Source organism: Agromyces sp. Y558, from assembly GCF_059445415.1.
In genome coordinates, this window is record NZ_JCAIUH010000002.1 from 357,002 (window position 1) to 374,649 (window position 17,648).

Annotated in this window: 11 protein-coding genes; all 11 read left to right on the plus strand. The window is 67.3% G+C overall.

What is annotated here, in order from left to right; all coding sequences use genetic code 11:
- Nucleotides 1–79 precede the first annotated feature (79 nt).
- Nucleotides 80–5,401, plus strand: a complete 5,322-nt coding sequence (locus AC1C2T_RS13505; protein WP_495385655.1) for an Ig-like domain-containing protein — start codon at nucleotides 80–82, stop codon at nucleotides 5,399–5,401.
- A gap of 26 nt (nucleotides 5,402–5,427) precedes the next feature.
- Nucleotides 5,428–6,396 (plus strand): AAA family ATPase, encoded by a 969-nt coding sequence (locus AC1C2T_RS13510; RefSeq protein ID WP_495360471.1) that lies wholly within the window; start codon nucleotides 5,428–5,430, stop codon nucleotides 6,394–6,396.
- Nucleotides 6,393–7,706 (plus strand): DUF58 domain-containing protein, encoded by a 1,314-nt coding sequence (locus tag AC1C2T_RS13515; RefSeq protein WP_495385656.1) that lies wholly within the window; start codon nucleotides 6,393–6,395, stop codon nucleotides 7,704–7,706. The genes AC1C2T_RS13510 and AC1C2T_RS13515 overlap by 4 nt, the downstream gene beginning before the upstream one ends.
- The gene (locus AC1C2T_RS13520; protein WP_495385657.1) at nucleotides 7,703–10,225 is read left to right on the plus strand and encodes a transglutaminase TgpA family protein; all 2,523 of its coding nucleotides are present in this window, start codon (nucleotides 7,703–7,705) and stop codon (nucleotides 10,223–10,225) included. Before AC1C2T_RS13515 ends, AC1C2T_RS13520 begins: the two co-directional genes overlap by 4 nt.
- A gap of 43 nt (nucleotides 10,226–10,268) precedes the next feature.
- Nucleotides 10,269–10,772: an FHA domain-containing protein gene (locus tag AC1C2T_RS13525; protein WP_495360468.1), complete on the plus strand. Its 504-nt coding sequence runs from the start codon at nucleotides 10,269–10,271 to the stop codon at nucleotides 10,770–10,772.
- Nucleotides 10,773–10,937: 165 nt separating this feature from the next.
- Nucleotides 10,938–12,521 (plus strand): 3-isopropylmalate dehydratase large subunit, encoded by a 1,584-nt coding sequence (gene leuC, locus AC1C2T_RS13530; RefSeq protein WP_495385658.1) that lies wholly within the window; start codon nucleotides 10,938–10,940, stop codon nucleotides 12,519–12,521.
- A 2-nt stretch (nucleotides 12,522–12,523) separates the two neighbouring features.
- Complete coding sequence (gene leuD, locus AC1C2T_RS13535; RefSeq protein WP_495353612.1) at nucleotides 12,524–13,144, plus strand: 3-isopropylmalate dehydratase small subunit; 621 nt, start codon at nucleotides 12,524–12,526, stop codon at nucleotides 13,142–13,144.
- The gene (gene murA, locus AC1C2T_RS13540) at nucleotides 13,141–14,511 is read left to right on the plus strand and encodes a UDP-N-acetylglucosamine 1-carboxyvinyltransferase (protein WP_495360466.1); all 1,371 of its coding nucleotides are present in this window, start codon (nucleotides 13,141–13,143) and stop codon (nucleotides 14,509–14,511) included. The genes leuD and murA overlap by 4 nt, the downstream gene beginning before the upstream one ends.
- Before the next feature lie 7 nt (nucleotides 14,512–14,518).
- The gene (locus tag AC1C2T_RS13545) at nucleotides 14,519–15,295 is read left to right on the plus strand and encodes a lysophospholipid acyltransferase family protein (protein ID WP_495385659.1); all 777 of its coding nucleotides are present in this window, start codon (nucleotides 14,519–14,521) and stop codon (nucleotides 15,293–15,295) included.
- A complete protein-coding gene (locus AC1C2T_RS13550; RefSeq protein ID WP_495360464.1) occupies nucleotides 15,285–16,424 on the plus strand; it encodes an NAD(P)H-dependent glycerol-3-phosphate dehydrogenase in 1,140 nt (379 codons plus the stop codon). The genes AC1C2T_RS13545 and AC1C2T_RS13550 overlap by 11 nt, the downstream gene beginning before the upstream one ends.
- Nucleotides 16,324–17,448, plus strand: coding sequence for a D-alanine--D-alanine ligase family protein (locus AC1C2T_RS13555; RefSeq protein ID WP_495385660.1), 1,125 nt, complete (start codon nucleotides 16,324–16,326; stop codon nucleotides 17,446–17,448). The genes AC1C2T_RS13550 and AC1C2T_RS13555 overlap by 101 nt, the downstream gene beginning before the upstream one ends.
- The last annotated feature ends 200 nt before the right edge of the window (nucleotides 17,449–17,648 follow it).

Consider the following 17,648-nt stretch of genomic DNA (forward strand, 5'->3'; position numbering starts at 1 on the left):
TCGATCGTGTTACCGTGTACCCCGGTGTGGGGTCAGACTCGGCGCCCGTCCGTGGTCGGCCGAGTTCAGGGAGCGTGCGTTGGGTACCTTCACATCGTGGGTGCGCACGCGCAAAGCCGCCGCATCCACTGTCGCGATCGCTTTGCTCGCCGGTGTTCCGCTCACATTCGCGGTGCTGCACCAGGGGTTCCCGGTCACCGATGTCGATCTCGATGCGCGTGAGGTGTGGGTCACCAACGGTAAAGAGTTGCTCGCGGGTCGATTGAACCGGCAGATCGAAGAGTTGAACGCTGCGGTGAACACCGCCTCCAACTCGTTCGACGTGTTGCAAGACGGCGATGACGTCTTCCTCTACGACGAGAGCCTCGGGTCGATCGAGCGCATCGATCCGGCATTCACGACACTCGGTCAGGGCATTGCAGTGCCGCCCGGTTCAGAGGTGGCGTACGGCGGCGACACGCTCGCGATCCTGTCGCCGAAGGGTGAGCTCTGGGTCACGGGTGCCGCCGGCGAACTGCAGTTGAACCCGGCAGAGACCAAGCCCTCGGTGAAGCTCGGTGAGGGCTCGCACGTTGCGGTGTCGAAAGACGGCGTCGTGTACGCGAGCTCGGCGAAAGAGGATCGGCTCGCGCGCATCGCGGCACCCGGTGCGAAACCCGAGCTGAGCGACCTCCCTTCGATGGACGAACACCAGCTCTCGGTCGTCGGCGACGAACCCGTCGTGCTCGATCTCGACCAGAACCGGCTGATCGTCGACGGTTCGCCGCGAGAACTCACCGAGAACGCGCTGAAGCTCCAGCAGGTCGGTGCCGAGAACGACTCCGTCTTGCTCGCCACGGGTGCCGGGCTCTTGCAAGTACCACTCGGTGGCGGCGACCCCGAGTTCATCCCGGCCGACATCGACGTGCCCATCAGTTCCCCCGATGAGGTGTCGAGTCCGGTCTGGCTCGACGGATGCGCCCACGGCGCGTGGGCGGGGGCGGGCCAGTACGTGAACGCGTGCGACGACGGCGAGCCGTCGACCCAGTCGATCGAACAAGCCACCAAGGGTTCGCATCTCGAGTTCCGGGTGAACCGCAACGTGATCGCCCTGAACAACCTGTCGAACGGCAACGTCTGGCTCGTCGACTCGAACATGCGCCTCGTCGACAATTGGGACGAGGTGACTCCGCCCGATGAGACGGACGCCGAAGAGGGCGAAGAGAAGGCCTCGCAGCAGACCTTCGAAGACACGCTCGCCGAACGCAGCGAGACCAATCGGCCCCCGACGGCGCGCGATGACACCTTCGGAGCGCGGCCCGGCCGCACCACCCTGCTCGAGGTGCTCGAGAACGACACCGACCCCGACGGTGACGTGCTGACCGTGACGAACGTGAGTGAGATCGGAGAGCAGTCGGGCCGACTCGAGGTCATCGACGGCGGCCGTGCACTGCAGTTCACTCCGGCGCCGGATGCCGCAGGCACGGTGTCGTTCCAGTACACGGCCGACGACGGCCGTCTCGGCGTCGCGCAGGCCCACGTCGATGTCACGATCCGGCCGGCCGCCGAGAACAACGCCCCGGTCGCGCTGCGTGAGGGCGCGATCAGTGTCGAGCAGGGCAAGTCGATGGGCTACAACGTGCTCAGCGACTGGCTCGACCCCGACGGCGACGACGTGTACCTCGTGAGCGCGTCGCCGACGAGCGGCGACTCGGTGCGGTTCGCGCCCGATGGGTTCGTGACCTTCGAGCACAATACCGGCGAACTCGGCACGAAAGAGGTGCAGTTCGTCGTCTCCGATGGCACCGTGACGTCTGCCGGGGTGCTGACGGTCGATGTCAAAGAGACGGGTGCGTTGAACCCGGTCGGCACTCCCGACTTCGCCGAGGTGTTCGCCGGCGAGACGGTGATGATCGAGCCGCTCGTCAACGATCTCAGCCCTTCGGGCGAACCACTGGCGCTGCTCGGCATCGAGCAGACGCCGACGGGGGCATCGGTTGCACCGAACCTCGAGCGCGGGGCCATCGCCTTCTCCTCCGACCAGGTCGGCAGTCACATCTTCATCTACAACCTGGGTGCCGGGGCCTCGACGAGCGTGGGTCTCGTACGGGTCGACGTGAAAGAGGCGCCCAAGGAGTCGCCGCCGCCGATCGCCGTGAAAGACACCGCCTACCTTCGCCCGGGCGAGCCGACGACGCTCGCGATGCTGACCAACGACGTGTCGCCGAGCGGTCGGGTGCTCGCAGTGCAGACGGTCGACACCGAGGCATCCGGTGACCTCCTCTCGGTCGAGGTGCTGAACAACTCGGTCGCCCGCATCACGGCGTCCGAGGCGCTCACCGAGCAGCTCCAGTTCGGATACACCGTCTCCGACGGCATCGCGAGTTCGACGACGACCGTGACGGTCGTGCCCGTGCCGCCGCTCGTCAAGCACCAACCGCCCGTCGCCACCGATGACGCGGTCACGGTGCGCGCCGGAGACATCGTGACCGTGCCGGTGCTCGACAACGACTACCACCCCGATGCCGCACCGCTCACCCTCGACCCCGAGCTCGTCGAAGTCGAAGTCGGCGGCGCCGGTGGCCTCGCCTTCGCCGCCGATGACACGGTGCGCTTCCAGGCGCCCGACGAACCAGGCGTGTACTCCGTCTCGTACCGCGTCACCGATGACTACGAGCAGTCGGCGACTGCCGCGGTGCGCTTCACGGTCGTGGCTCCCGACGCGAAGAACAATCGCGCGCCCCTCCCGCTTCCGTTGACCTCGCGCACCTTCGAGGGCACCGCGGTGAAGATCGACATCCCGCTCGACGGTCTCGACCCCGACGGCGATTCCGTCTCTCTCGTCGGCATCACGACGCCGCCGTCACTCGGCAAGATCGTCGACATCGGCAGCACGCACATCAGCTACGAGGCATATGCCGGTTCGGCGGGCACCGAGTCGTTCGCATACGAGCTCGCCGACACGGGCGGCAAGTCGGCGACGGGCACGATCCGCATCGGCGTGATCCCGCGACCGACCGAGACGCTTCCGCCGAACGCCGTCGATGATGTCGTCGAGCTTCGTCCGGGTCGCCGTGCGGCGATCGACGTGCTCGCGAACGACTCCGATCCGAGCGGCTACCCGATCAAGGTGCAGAATAAGCTGCCCGAGGTCGGTGAGGGCCTCACCGCGAGCGTGAAGAACAATCGGGTGCTGGTCGAGGCACCCGACGCCGAGGGCGGCAACTCGGTGCGCTACGAGATCACGAACGGCCACGGCGGCGCCGATGGTGCGTTCATCCAGGTGCTCGTGACCGAAGATGCGAAGATCGAGCCGCCGACCGCGCATGATCAGGTCGTCGAGCCGAAACAGGTCGTCGACAAGGCCACCGTGACCGTCGACCCCTTGAGCGACGCGCAGAATCCCGGCGGGCTCGTCGAAGATCTCGTGGTGAGCCTCGAGGGGCCCAATGCCGGGAACGCCGAGGTCAAGACCGACGGCACCGTCAAGGTCACGCCGACCTCGAAGCGCCAGGCGATCGCCTACCGTCTCACGAACGAAATCGACGAACTCTCGGCGATGGCCTTCATCATCGTTCCCCCGAGCACCGACCCCGACGACGACGAGAAGGCAGAGGAGGAGGCCTTCCCGCCGCCCTACCTCGCCGAGCTCGGCCCGCAGATCGTGCGCATGAACGGCACGATCTCGTGGAGCGTGGGCGACATCGTGATCGTGCCGTCGGGCAAGCCCGCACGCATCCTCTCGGCGACCTCGACCAACGGCGACGGGTCGTCCGCGATGACGGATGCCTCGACGCTGACCTACACCCCGGCGAAGGACTTCCGTGGACAATCCGCAGTGACGTTCGAGGTCACCGACGGAGAGAACGCCAACGACCCGAAGGGCAGGAAGGCGTTCCTGACGATTCCGGTCACGGTCGGCGATCCGAACTTCGAAGACGTGCCGCCGACCTTCACTCCGCGCACGGTGAAGGTTGAGGCCGGCGAGGCCGCGCAGGAGATCGATCTGCGTCAATCGAGCGGCCACCCGAGCGACAAGGTGCTGCAGGAGCTCTCGTACAACGGGTTGCAGGGGCAGAGTGCCGATTTCAACGCCGGTATCGGCGGTTCGATGTTGACGGTGGGTTCGCCGCTCGGCGTGCAACCCGGTACGAAGACGACGCTGACGTTCACGGTGGACTACAAGGAGTTCTCGGTTCCCGGTTCGATCGACGTCGAGGTCGTGAGCTCGTCGCGGCCGAAGGCGCAGGCCCGTGACGACGGTCCGTTCGAGATGGAGCCCGCGAAGTCGAAGCTGATCGATGTGCTCGCCAACGACATCAACCCGTTCGAGGCCGAGGGCACGCCGCTCCGCGTCATCGACGCGCAGATCGACCAGGCGTCGGTGGGTTCGACGGCGAATGTGACCTTCACGTCGACGGGCATCACCGTGAAGACCGGCCCGAGCTTCACGGGCGAGTTGAGCGTCGTCTACCGTGTGCAAGACGGCACGAAGGACCCGTTGCGCGAGGTGACAGGCAGGGTTACCGTGATCGTTCGCGACCGGCCCGACGCGCCGAGCATCACGAGCATCTCGAGCGGCGACAGCTCCGTGAGATTGGCGTGGAAGGCCAACGCCACGAACAACTCACCGATCACCGGGTACATCGTGTCGGCTTCGCCGGCAGCAGGCGGACCGTGGAACTTCGGTGCGGATGCTGCGGGCACCACTCAGCCCATCACTGGGCTCACGAACGGCACCGCGTACAGCTTCACGGTCCGAGCAGTGAACGAGAAGGGCACATCCGATGCGTCCAACTCGAAGAGCGAGACGCCGTATGGCAAACCGACCGCGCCGCGCAGCGTCGGTCACGGTTCGATCGGCTATGCGCCGGCCGACGTCTCCGTCACTTGGAATGCGCCGTCCGACACGGGCGGTGGCGCGGTGGTGTACAGGACCAGGCTCGACGGTGGCGGCTGGTCGGGATACCAGAGCGGTGAATCGAAGACCTTCAGCAATCTCGCTGCAGGCAATCACACCGTCGAAGTGCAGGCGAAGAACAACGGCAGCGGGAGCACGGGCCCAGTTGCAAGTACGACGTTCGGTGTTGAGAGCAAGCCACCGCCGCAGTTCTCGGCGGACGTGTTCAAGGCCGGCTCGGCGTCGTACTGCTCCGGGTGCCACTATGTCGGCGTCGACTTCTCGAATCTGACCGCGGGCACCTACGACGTCGTCACCGAGGTGAACGGCAGCTCCGACTCCTTCTACGTCGGCCGCTACAACCTCGGCAGCTCGGGCTCGCTCGTGCTCGAGAACGGACTCGGCCAACGCAACAGTGATTCGATCCGCGTCCGATTCAGCCCGGTCGGCGGCGGCGCGACGAAGTACTCCGCCAGCACGAGCAACTGGGACGGCCTTCCGGTTCGCGGCGGCAAACCCTGAAACCCCTGATACAGAGAGATGACCCGATGGCAGTGACCCAAGAACAGGCGGATTGGTTCTCCGACGCCTTCGCGAAGCTCGTCGACAACGTCGACCAGGCGATCCTCGGCAAACGCGACGTCATCAGGCTCGTCGTGATGGCGCTCCTGAGCGACGGTCACGTGCTGCTCGAGGATGTGCCGGGCACCGGAAAGACCGTGCTCGCCAAGGCACTGGCGAACACGCTCGACGGAACGAACTCGCGCATCCAGTTCACCCCCGACCTGCTGCCCTCCGACGTCACGGGTGTGACGATCTACGACCAGGGCAAGGGCGTCTTCGAGTTCCACAAGGGGCCGATCTTCGCGTCCATCGTGCTCGCCGACGAGATCAACCGTGCGAGCCCGAAGACGCAGTCTGCACTCCTCGAGGTCATGGAAGAGGCTCGAGTGACCGTCGACGGCGTGAGCCACGACGTCGGCAGCCCCTTCATGGTCATCGCGACGCAGAACCCCGTCGAGCAGGCTGGCACCTACACGTTGCCCGAAGCCCAGCTCGACCGCTTCCTGATCAAGACCTCGCTCGGCTACCCCGACCACAACACCGCCGTCGCCCTGCTCCTCGACTCCTCGAACCGTGCCCGCGCGTCGAAGGTAGCGCCGATCATCGCCCCCGGCTCGGTGTCGGCCATGGCACAGCTCGCCTCAGAGGTGTTCGTCGACGCATCCGTGCTCGCCTACCTGAACCACATCGTGACCGCGACGCGCAGTCACAAAGACTCCACCCTCGGCGTCAGCATGCGCGGCGCCCTCGCCCTCGCCCGTGCGGTGAAGACCTGGGCCCTCTCGCAGGGGCGCACCTACGTGACCCCCGACGACGTTCGCGAACTCGCGGTGCCGGTGCTCTCGCACCGCATCATCGTCGACCCCGAGTCCGACTTCGCCGGGGTGACCGCCGAAGACATCGTGAGCCGCGTGCTGGTCGACATCGAACCCCCGGCGTACCGCGCGGCATGAGTCGCAACGCCGCCGAACGCCCGGACGCTCCACCGCGCACGCCATCGCAGACCGCCATCGCGGTGCGGGGTCTGTGGCGCGCCATCGTCGGCGGCGCGAGCAACGCCGTGCGTCTGGCCGGACAAGCGCTCGCGCGCGTCTTCGGCTTCGCTGCGCCCGTCACCAGGGTCGTCTCACCGACCGGCTGGCTCGTGCTCGCCGGCGCCGTCGTGGCATTCGCTCTCAGCCGCATCTTCGGTTGGGTCGAGTTCGGCTACGTCGGCGCGACGCTCATCGCCGCGCTCCTCGTGGCGGTCGCCTTCGTCTTCGGCCGCACGAACTTCGGCGTGCGCATCGAATTGAATCCGCGCCGCGTGGTCGCGGGGGAGCGGGCACTCGGCCGAATGGTCGTGACCAACGTGGCCGCGAACTCGTCCATCCCCTCGCGCATGGAACTGCCGGTCGGCGGTGCGACCGCCGAGTTCGTCATCCCAGTGCTCGCCCCGAACACCGAGCACGACGAGCTCTTCGCCGTGCCCACGCATCGGCGCGCCGTCATCGTCGCCGGACCGGCGATCACCGTTCGCGGCGACCAGCTCGGGCTGCTGCGCCGAACCGTGCGCTGGACCGATGAGGTCGAGCTCTTCGTGCACCCCGTGACCGCGCGCCTCGCCCCCAGCGCGTCGGGCCTCGTGCGCGACCTCGAAGGGGAGATCACGAAGACCATCACGAACGACGACATCTCCTTCCACGCGCTGCGCTCGTACGAGCCCGGTGACGCGCTGCGCAACGTGCACTGGCGCACCTCGGCGCGCACCGGCCAGCTCATGGTGCGTCAGTTCGAAGAGACGCGCCGCTCACAGCTCACCATCGTGCACACGACCGACCGCGCGGCATACGCCTCCGAAGACGAATTCGAGCTCGCCATCTCCATTACCGCGTCCATCGGCGTGCAGGTGGTGCGCGACGGCACGAACATGAGCATCGTGAGCGAACGGATGCCCCTCTCCACTGCTACCCCGATGGCACTGCTCGATGACTCGTCGCGGCTCACCGAGACATCCGGCGACCACGCGAATCTGCGCGACTTCACGCGGGACGCGACGAAGCGACTGCCTTCGCCGAGCGTCGTCATGATCGTGGGCGGCTCCTTGGTGCCGCTGGCGGACTTCCGCGCAGCCGAGACGGTCTTCGGACTCGACACGCAGACCATCGGGTTCCGCGCCGAGTTCGGCGCACCGTCGCGCATCGCGAAGGTATCCGGGCTCACGGTCGTCACGATCGGACAGATCGGCGATCTGCCTCGCGTGCTGCGAAGGGTGCGGCCGTGACCGAGACCCTGACTCCCGCGCCGGCCGTGCCCGGCGCGCCCTCGCCATCGCCCGCGACCGAGAAGGCCACCCGTGCGTTCCCGGTGCGTGCCTGGCCGGATGTCGCGTTCCTCTCGATCCTCTCGCTCCTCGGCGTCATCGGCTACGAGACGTCGTTCGGTGACCACAACTTCCTGATCGCCGGGATCGGCGGACTCGTCGTCGGCACCGCATTCGGCGTGCTCGGCTACATACTGCGGCTCGGCGTCGTGACGAACGTGCTCGCCGCGCTGCTCGGCTACTTCCTCTTCGGCAGCGTACTCACCATGTCTGGCCAGTCGCTGCTCGGCTTCGTGCCGAGCCTCGAGAGCCTCGCGGGGCTCGCGCTCGGCGCGGTCTGGGGCTGGGCCGACATCGTCACCCTGCAGACACCCGTCGAGGCGCCCTATTACATTCCGGTCGTGCCGTACTTCGCGACCTGGCTCGTCGCGCTGGTCGGCACGATGCTCGCGAGCCGTTGGCTCGTCGAGCGGCGCACGCCGCTTCGAGCGAGCGTGCTGCTCATCGGTCCGGCGTTGCTCTTCCTGTCGGGCATTCTGCTCGGCACCGACGAGGCGTACTTCGCGGGCGTTCGCGGTGTCGCGTTCGCGGTGATCGCACTCATCTGGCTCGGATGGCGACGGCATGCCGCGCCGTCGGCGAACGACGAGGGTGCCGCCCGGCTGCGCCGGCGCAAGGTCATGGGAACGGGCATCCTCGTCACGGGCGCCGTGCTCGTCGGCGCACTCGCCGGCACGGCGCTCGCGCCGACGCAGCCCGACCGCTTCGTGCTCAGGGAGGAGATCACGCCCCCGTTCGACCCGCTGGCCTTCCCGAGCCCCCTCGCGGGCTTCCGCGCGTACACGAAAGACCTCGCCGACACGCCGCTCTTCACCGCGACCGGTCTCGAGCCCGGTGATGTCATCCGGCTCGCGAGCATGGACTCGTACGACGGCAAGCTCTGGAACGTCGCCGGACCCGACGACATGACCTCGACCGACGGCGGATTCACGCTCGTCGGCGAGAGCATCCCGTTGCCGGGGCTCATGCGGGAGGGTGGCGAACGTCGGGCAGAGGTCGAGGTCAGCGCCTACGACGACGTGTGGCTGCCGGGGGTCGGGTACCCGACCCGCCTGGTCTTCGACGACCGCACGAGTTCCGACCGGGCCGGCGACCTCCGGTACAACCCGGCCACGGGAACGGCGGTGCTCACGAGCGGGGTCACCGAGGGGTACCGGTATTCGATCGACGCGACCGTGCAGCGGAGCATCGACGATGAAGACCTGATCAACACGCCACCCGCGCAGATCGACCTGGCGCCCGTCGAGAACACGCCCGACGTCGTCGTCGCGAAGGCTCAGGAGTTCGCGGGCACGGCCGAGACGCCGATCGAGCAGCTCCGCGCCATCGAGACCGCCCTGAAGACGCAGGGTTTCCTCAGCCACGGCCTCGCCTCGGACTCGGTGCCGTCACGCGCTGGCCACGGCGCCGACCGCATGATCGAGCTCTTCACCCGATCGCAGATGGTCGGCGACGAAGAGCAGTACGCCTCGGCGATGGCGTTGATGGCGCGGTATCTCGGATACCCGTCTCGTGTGGTGATGGGCTTCGCCCCCGCAGTGGGCGAAGACGCCGAATCGGTCGAGGTCGTCGGCGACGACGTCACCGCCTGGGTCGAGGTCGCGTTCGACAAGACAGGCTGGGTGGCATTCCACCCGACACCCGATGAGACCGACATCCCGCAGGATCAGACGCCGAAGCCGAAGTCCGAGCCGCAGCCGCAGGTGCGCCAGCCCCCGCGCAGCGACAACGAGGACGAAGACCTGCTGACGGCTGTGGAGATCGACGACAGCGACGACGAGAAGAAGGACCAGGGCTTCGTGATCCCGGCGTGGGCGTGGGTCACCGCCGGCGCAGTGGGCATCCCGCTCCTCCTCTTCTTCGGAACGATGTTCGTCATCGCCGCGATCAAGACGCGTCGTCGTCGGCGTCGTCGCACTCGCGGACCGGGCGATCGGCGCGCCGCCGGTGCGTGGGACGAATTGACCGATGAGTTCGCCGAGCTCGGCTTCGAGGTGCCGCGCATCGGTAGTCGCCGGCAGGTCGCTGCTTCGATCGAACGGCAGCTGCGAGAGCAGGGACTCGGCGATGCGCGAGCAGCACACACGGACACGGGTCCGGTACGTGTGGTGCGGGCAGATTCACCGGCGAGCAGCATCCGAGTCACGCCGTTGGCCGACGCCACCGATCGCGCCGTCTTCGGCGGTCAGGTCGTCGACGAGGCCGTCGTGGAGCAGAGCTGGAACGAGGCGCTCGAATCTGTCGGGCTTGCGCGCGCGGCATCCGGTCGCTTGCGACGATTCTTCAGCCGGTTCCGCATCCGTTCGAAACGCGACTGGTCGAAGGTCGACATCTCAGGTGCGAAGCCGGCGAAGAGGGCGAAGGGCACGAAGGGCGCGAACCCCGCGACAGCACCACCCGCTGCGCCCGCAACAGGGTGAAATGCTCACCGTGAGGATTGACAAGCTCGCTTAGAGTGGTGTCGTGGAACACGAGGGGTTCATCGTTCCGCCTCCCGGTCTGATCCCTGCCCCGGTCGAGGTTGCGCCCGATCCTGCCCAGACGGTGCGGTCGGCGAAGTTCCCCGTGTTCGTACCCGCGGGCGCCCCGACTGCGCCCCCTGACCCGGTCGTGCCCGCCGCCGAGGCGACTCCGCACGGGCCGTGGGTGCTCAGCCTCGCCGACGGGCAGCGGTTCCAGGTCGGTGGGTCGCTCGTACTGGGTCGTGACCCATCGCCCGTTGCGGTGCGGCCGCACGCCGCGCTCGTGCCCGTCGTCGATCCCGCGAAGTCGGTTTCGAAGACCCACGCGATCATCGACCTCGAGGGTGCCGAACTCTCGATCACCGACCTGCATTCGACGAACGGCGTGCTCTTCACCGACCCGCACGGCATCGAACACGACCTCGCTCCCGGCCAACGCGTCGTGCTGGCGCCCGGTTCCCGCGTCGATCTCGGGTCGTTCGCGGTGACGATCGACCGAGCGTGACCGGTGTCGTGCGTGGCGAGCCCGGCGATTCCGAAGTGTTAGCCTGAAGTGGTGCGCGCACGACGACTTCTTCTCCTTCGGTGCCGCGATGGGGCCTCGTTCTAAGGCCTTCCCCGTCGCGGAGTTCGTCGTCGGCTGACCCTTGGAACTGAGGAAGAAGATCGCATGAATGCAGCACGCTCGAACAGCGCCATCGCGACGGGCGAGCGCCCGCGCACCCTGGCCGAGAAGGTCTGGAACGCGCACCTGGTCACGCAGGGCGAAGACGGCACTCCCGACCTCATCTACATCGACCTGCACCTCGTGCACGAGGTCACGAGCCCCCAGGCCTTCGACGGCTTGCGAGTGGCCGGTCGCCCGGTGCGCCGGCCCGATCTCACGATCGCCACAGAAGACCACAACACGCCGACTCTCGAGATCGACAAGCCGATCGCCGACCTCACGAGCCGTACGCAGATCGAGACTCTGCGACGCAACGCAGCCGAGTTCGGCATCCGCCTGCACTCGCTCGGCGACAAGGAGCAGGGCATCGTCCACGTCGTGGGGCCGCAGCTCGGTCTCACGCAGCCCGGCATCACGGTGGTGTGCGGCGACTCGCACACGTCGACGCACGGCGCATTCGGTGCGATGGCCTTCGGCATCGGCACGAGCGAGGTCGAACATGTGCTCGCCACCCAGACCCTCCCCTTGAAGCCGTTCAAGACGATGGCCATCAACGTCGAGGGGGCTCTGCGCCCGGGCGTCACCGCGAAAGACATCATCCTCGCGGTCATCGCGAAGATCGGCACCGGCGGCGGGCAGGGTTACGTGCTCGAATATCGAGGGAGCGCGATCCGCGCCCTCTCGATGGACGGTCGCATGACGATCTGCAACATGTCGATCGAGGCGGGTGCACGCGCCGGTATGGTCGCACCGGATGCCACGACGTACGACTACCTCAAGGGTCGCGCCCACGCGCCGGAAGGCGCCGATTGGCAGGCGGCCGTCGAATACTGGGAGACCCTCGCGACCGACGAGGGCGCGCAATTCGACGCGGAGGTCTTCATCGACGCCGACGCGCTGGAGCCGTTCGTCACGTGGGGCACGAACCCCGGCCAGGGCGTCGCGCTCTCAGAAGCGGTTCCCGACCCCGCGGCGATCGCCGACCAGCACGAACGTGCGGCAGCCGAGCGTGCGCTCGAATACATGGCTCTCGAGCCGGGCACTCCGTTGAAAGAGATCAGGGTCGACGCGGTTTTCATGGGCTCGTGCACCAATAGCCGCATCGAAGACCTGCGTGCATTCGCCTCGATCATCCAGGGCAAGCAGAAGGCCGACGGCGTGCGCGTCATGGTCGTGCCGGGTTCGGCCCGCGTACGCCTCGAGGCTGAGGCCGAGGGTCTCGACAAGATCATCACCGAGTTCGGGGCCGAATGGCGCTTCGCGGGCTGTTCGATGTGCCTCGGCATGAACCCCGACCAACTCGCCCCCGGCGAGCGTTGCGCCTCGACCTCGAATCGGAACTTCGAGGGCCGGCAGGGCAAAGGCGGCCGCACCCACCTCGTGTCCCCGCTCGTCGCTGCGGCCACGGCGATCCGGGGAACCCTGTCGAGCCCGTGGGATCTCGCCGAGCAGTTCCCTGAGCCTGGGCCCACAGTGGCCGGTTCCGGCGCGTCGCGCAGCGACGTGGCTGCGGTGCCGCTGGGGAGCGAAGGGAGCTCAGCTTCGGCGAGCTCAGCGAGCTCAGCGAACTCAGAGAACGAGGCGTAGTCATGGAGAAGATCACCACCGTCACGGGCACTGCAGCCCCGCTGCGCCGTTCGAACGTCGACACCGACCAGATCATCCCCGCGGTGTTCCTGAAGCGCGTCACGAAGACCGGCTTCGAAGACGCGCTCTTCCACGCCTGGCGTCAAGACCCCGAGTTCGTGCTGAACCGCCCCGAGTTCCAGGGAGCGAGGGTGCTCATCGCGGGCCCCGACTTCGGCACGGGCTCGAGTCGCGAGCACGCCGTGTGGGCGCTGCGCGACTTCGGCTTCGACGTCGTCATCAGCTCGCGATTCGGCGACATATTCCGTGGCAACTCGGGCAAGCAAGGCCTCCTCGCAGCGCAAGTCGCCTACGAAGACGTCGAACGGCTCTGGGAGGTCGTCGAGGCCGATCCGGGAATAGCCGTGACGGTCGATCTCGTTGAGCGAACTGTGGCCGTAGGGTCGCTCAGAGTGCCGTTCGACCTCGACGACTACACTCGGTGGAGGCTGCTCGAGGGGCTCGATGACATCGGGCTCACCCTCAGAGATGAACCAGCAATCGCCGAATTCGAGTCTCATCGAGAATCGTGGCGGCCGAAAACGCTCCCCATCCGGGAGCCGGCGGAATCAGGGAGTCTGTGAACACGATCGGGCAGGATGCAAAGAACCACGGAACGGCAGTCGGGTTGAACGTCGACAAGATCACGATCAACGGAGGCAAACCGCTTCGCGGCCGCATCGAGTTGAAGGGCGCGAAGAACCTCGTCACCAAGGCGATGGTGGCAGCGATCCTCGGCGACACCCCCAGCGTGTTGAAAGACGTTCCGAACATCAGTGATGTGCGCATCGTACGAGGCCTCCTCGAGGTGCACGGCGTGACCGTCACCGACGGCCCCGTCGAAGGCGAGCTCATCCTCGACCCGTCTGCGGTCGAGACGGCGCACATGGCCGACATCGACGCGCACGCGGGTTCTTCGCGCATCCCGATCCTGTTCTGCGGTCCGCTCCTGCACCGTCTGGGCGAGGCGTTCATCCCCGATCTCGGCGGCTGCCGCATCGGCGACCGCCCGATCGACTTCCACCTCGAGGTGCTGCGCAATTTCGGCGCCATCGTCGAGAAGCTGCCGAGTGGCATCCGCATGTCCGCCCCCGGCGGTCTGCACGGGGCGAAGGTGTCGCTGCCGTACCCGAGCGTCGGTGCGACCGAGCAGGTGCTGCTCACCGCGGTGCTCGCCGACGGCATCACCGAACTCTCTGGCGCGGCCATCGAGCCCGAGATCATGGATCTCATCAACATCTTGCAGAAGATGGGTGCGATCATCACGGTCGACACCGACCGCGTCATCCGTATCGAGGGCGTCGAGAAACTCGACGGATACACGCACCGAGCGCTTTTCGACCGCAACGAGGCCGCGAGCTGGGCCGCGGCCGCCCTCGCCACCGACGGCGACATCTTCGTCGGCGGTGCGCGCCAGGCCGAGATGCTCACCTTCCTGAACGTCTTCCGCAAGGTCGGCGGCGACTTCGAGATCCAGGAAGACGGCATCCGCTTCTTCCACCCCGGCGGCGAACTCTCGCCCGTCATCATCGAGACCGACGTGCACCCCGGGTTCATGACCGACTGGCAGCAGCCACTCGTGATCGCCCTCACGAAGGCGAAGGGCGTCTCGATCGTGCACGAGACGGTCTACGAGCAGCGCTTCGGCTTCGTCGACGCGCTCGTCGAGATGGGTGCATCGATCGAGGTGCACAAAGAGTGCCTCGGCGGCCGCCCGTGCCGATTCGGTCAGCGCAACTTCAAGCACTCCGCGGTCATCTCGGGCCCGACGAAGCTCACCGGAGCCGACATCGAGGTGCCCGACCTGCGCGGCGGCTTCAGCCACCTCATCGCGGCGCTCACCGCCGAAGGCCGGTCGACCGTGTCGAACGTCGGAATCATCGCGCGCGGCTACGAGGACTTCATCACGAAGCTCGAGTTGCTCGGGGCGGATTTCGAACTCGAAGGATAATGGGGGAGTGCCACACGACGACCCGTCTTCGAACACCTCGGTGAAGGCACGTTCGGAGACCCGCCGCCCCTCGTTCTTCTGGCTCCTCGCCGGCATCGCGCTGCCACCGCTGAACCTCGCGACCCGCTTCCGGTTCCATTACCCCGAGCGGATGCCGCAGTCCGGCGCCTTCGTGCTGGCGCCGAACCACTACAGCGAGATCGACCCGCTCGTGATGGGTGCTGCGGCATGGAAGCTCGGCCGAGCGCCGCGCTTCCTCGCGAAGGCCTCGTTGTTCAAGAACCCGGTGCTCGGCTGGCTTCTGCGCACCTCCGGCCAGATCCCCGTGGAGCGCGCGGGCGGCAAGACCCACACGGCGCTCCGTGCGGCCGAAGAGCTCGTCGAGAAGGGGCGGCTGGTCGTCGTCTACCCCGAGGGCTCGCTGACTCGCGACCCCGATCTCTGGCCGATGCGGGGCAAGACCGGCGCGGTGCGCATCGCGCTCGAACGCGACATCCCGATCATCCCCGCTGCGCACTGGGGCACGCAGGGGCTCATGCCGCGCTACAGCAAGAAGATCAGCGTCTTCCCCCGCAATACCATCGACGTCATCATCGGCGAACCGCTCGACCTCAGCGCGTACCGCGGCAAGCCGCTCGACCAGCGCACGCTGCTCGCGGCCACCGAGCAGCTGATGAACGCCATCGCGGAGCTCCTCTCCGAAGTGCGCGGTGAAGCTGCTCCCGAGCAGCGCTGGGATCCGACGGCGCACGGCCAGAAGGAGACAGGTCGCATTGAAGACTAGAACTCCGGCCAGGAAGACCGCAGGCAAGCGCGTCGCGGTGCTCGGCGCGGGCAGCTGGGGAACCACGTTCGCGAAGATTCTCGCCGATGGCGGTGCCGACGTCGTCATCTGGGCGCGGCGCCCAGAACTCGCGCGGGAGATCCAAGAGGCCAAGCGCAACAGCGACTACCTCCCGGGGGTCAACCTGCCGCTCGGCCTGCGGGCGACGAGTCGACTCGACCTCGCGCTTGCGGGGGCCGAGCAGGTGTACATCTCGGTGCCGAGCCAGTCGCTGCGCGAGAACCTCACCACGATGGCGCCGCACCTGCACGCGGCATCCACCGTCGTCTCGCTCATGAAAGGCGTCGAGAAGTCGACGGGCAAGCGCATGAGCGAGGTCATCGCCGAGGTGCTGCGCATCGAACCGTCGCAGATCGCCGTGATCTCGGGGCCGAACCTCGCACTCGAGATCGCGAAGGAGCAGCCGACGGCGGCCGTGGTCTCCTCGACGAGTCTCGAGACGGCGCAGGCCGTGGCATCCGTCGCCCGCAACCGTTACTTCCGCTCGTTCGTGAACACCGATGTGATCGGCACCGAGTTCGGCGGCGTGCTGAAGAACCTCATCGCCGTGGCGATCGGCATCGTCGACGGCGTCGGCTACGGCGAGAACACGAAGGCTTCGATCATCACCCGAGGTCTCGTCGAGATGACGGACTTCGCGGTCGCCTACGGAGCGCACCCCGAGACTCTCGCGGGGCTCGCCGGGCTCGGCGACCTCATCGCGACGAGCCAGTCACCGCTCTCGCGAAACAACACGGCGGGCCGGCTCCTCGGCCAGGGGTACCACCTGAACGACGTCGTCAATCAGATGCAGCAGACCACCGAGGGGCTCGCATCCGTCGGGCCGATCCTCGAACTGGCGCGAGCGATGGGCGTGGAGATGCCCATCGTCGAACAGGTGCGACAGGTGCTCGCGGGCACCCTCGACCCGAAGGACATCGCGCCCCACCTCACGACCGATGACGAGCCGCAAGGCGAAAGGACGATCGATGGACAAGCTCAGGGTGGTTCTCCTGTTCGGCGGGCGTTCCAGCGAGCACTCGATCAGCTGCGCCACGGCGGGCGGAGTGCTCCGGGCGATCGACCGTAGTCGCTACGAGGTGATCCCGGTCGGCATCACCCGTGACGGCGCCTTCGTGCTCGAGTCCGACGACCCCGATCGCTTCGCGCTCGATCCGGCGCGCCTGCCGGAGGTCGCCGACAATGGAAGCCGCGTGCACTGGCCAGAGAGCGCGTCGTCGCGAGAGTTGCGGGTGACGGACACTTCGACGGAGCTCAGTGGGACTGCCTCTTCAGGCGAGCGCTCGCTCGGCGACGTCGACGTGGTCTTCCCCATCCTGCACGGGCGGTTCGGCGAAGACGGCACGATCCAGGGGCTGCTGGAGCTGCTCGGCCTGCCGTATGTCGGCAACGGCGTGCTCGCCTCGGCGATCGGCATGGACAAGCACTTCACGAAGACGGTGCTCGAGGGCGCTGGCATCGCTGTGGCGCCGTGGGTCACGCTGACCCGGCCGGCATGGAACGACGACCGTGAGCTCTGGGAGCGTCGCACCAAGGCGCTCGGCCTGCCCGTGTTCGTCAAGCCCGCCCGTGCAGGCTCGTCCGTCGGCGTCACCAAGGTGAGCGACTGGGCGAGCCTCGACGACGCGCTCGAGGTCGCCTTCGCCGAAGACGGCACCGTGCTCGTCGAGGCGGCGGTCGTCGGCCGCGAAATCGAGTGCGGTGTGCTCGGCGGCGGCGGCGGCGGCGGAGCATCCGTTCGTGTGAGCGTCGCCGGCGAGGTCGTCGTCAGCGGCCGCGAGTTCTACGACTTCGACGCGAAGTACCTCGACGCCCCGGGCGTCGAGCTGATCTGCCCGGCAGATCTCGGCGACGGTGAGCTCTTTGAATTGCAGCGCACCGCGCGGCGGGCGTTCGAGGCGATCGGCGCCGAAGGGCTCGCACGTGTCGACGTCTTCCTCACGGGTGAGGGGTACGTGGTCAACGAGATCAACACGATGCCGGGCTTCACTCCGATCTCGATGTTCCCGACGTGCTGGCAGCAGACGGGACTCAGCTACACCGATCTGATCGCCGAACTGATCGATGGAGGCCACGCGCGCGGCAGTCGGTAGCGGCGTCGAGGGTTGAGCCCGTCGACGCCCGGGTGGGTTTCGGCAGGCTCAACCTGCAGACGCCCGGGTGGGTTTCGGCGGGCTCAACCTGCAGACGCCCGGGTGGGTTTCGGCGGGCTCAACCTGCAGACGTCAGGTGGGTTTCGGCGGGCTCAACCTGCAGACGTCAGGTGGGTTTCGGCGGGCTCAACCTGCAGACG

Bases quoted from the DNA above. Each gene is read 5' to 3' on its own strand.
- leuD (WP_495353612.1), top strand. From the start codon at position 12,524: ATGGAGAAGATCACCACCGTCACGGGCACTGCAGCCCCGCTGCGCCGT.
- AC1C2T_RS13555 (WP_495385660.1), top strand. From the start codon at position 16,324: ATGGACAAGCTCAGGGTGGTTCTCCTGTTCGGCGGGCGTTCCAGCGAG.
- leuC (WP_495385658.1), top strand. From the start codon at position 10,938: ATGAATGCAGCACGCTCGAACAGCGCCATCGCGACGGGCGAGCGCCCG.
- AC1C2T_RS13515 (WP_495385656.1), top strand. From the start codon at position 6,393: ATGAGTCGCAACGCCGCCGAACGCCCGGACGCTCCACCGCGCACGCCA.
- AC1C2T_RS13510 (WP_495360471.1), top strand. From the start codon at position 5,428: ATGGCAGTGACCCAAGAACAGGCGGATTGGTTCTCCGACGCCTTCGCG.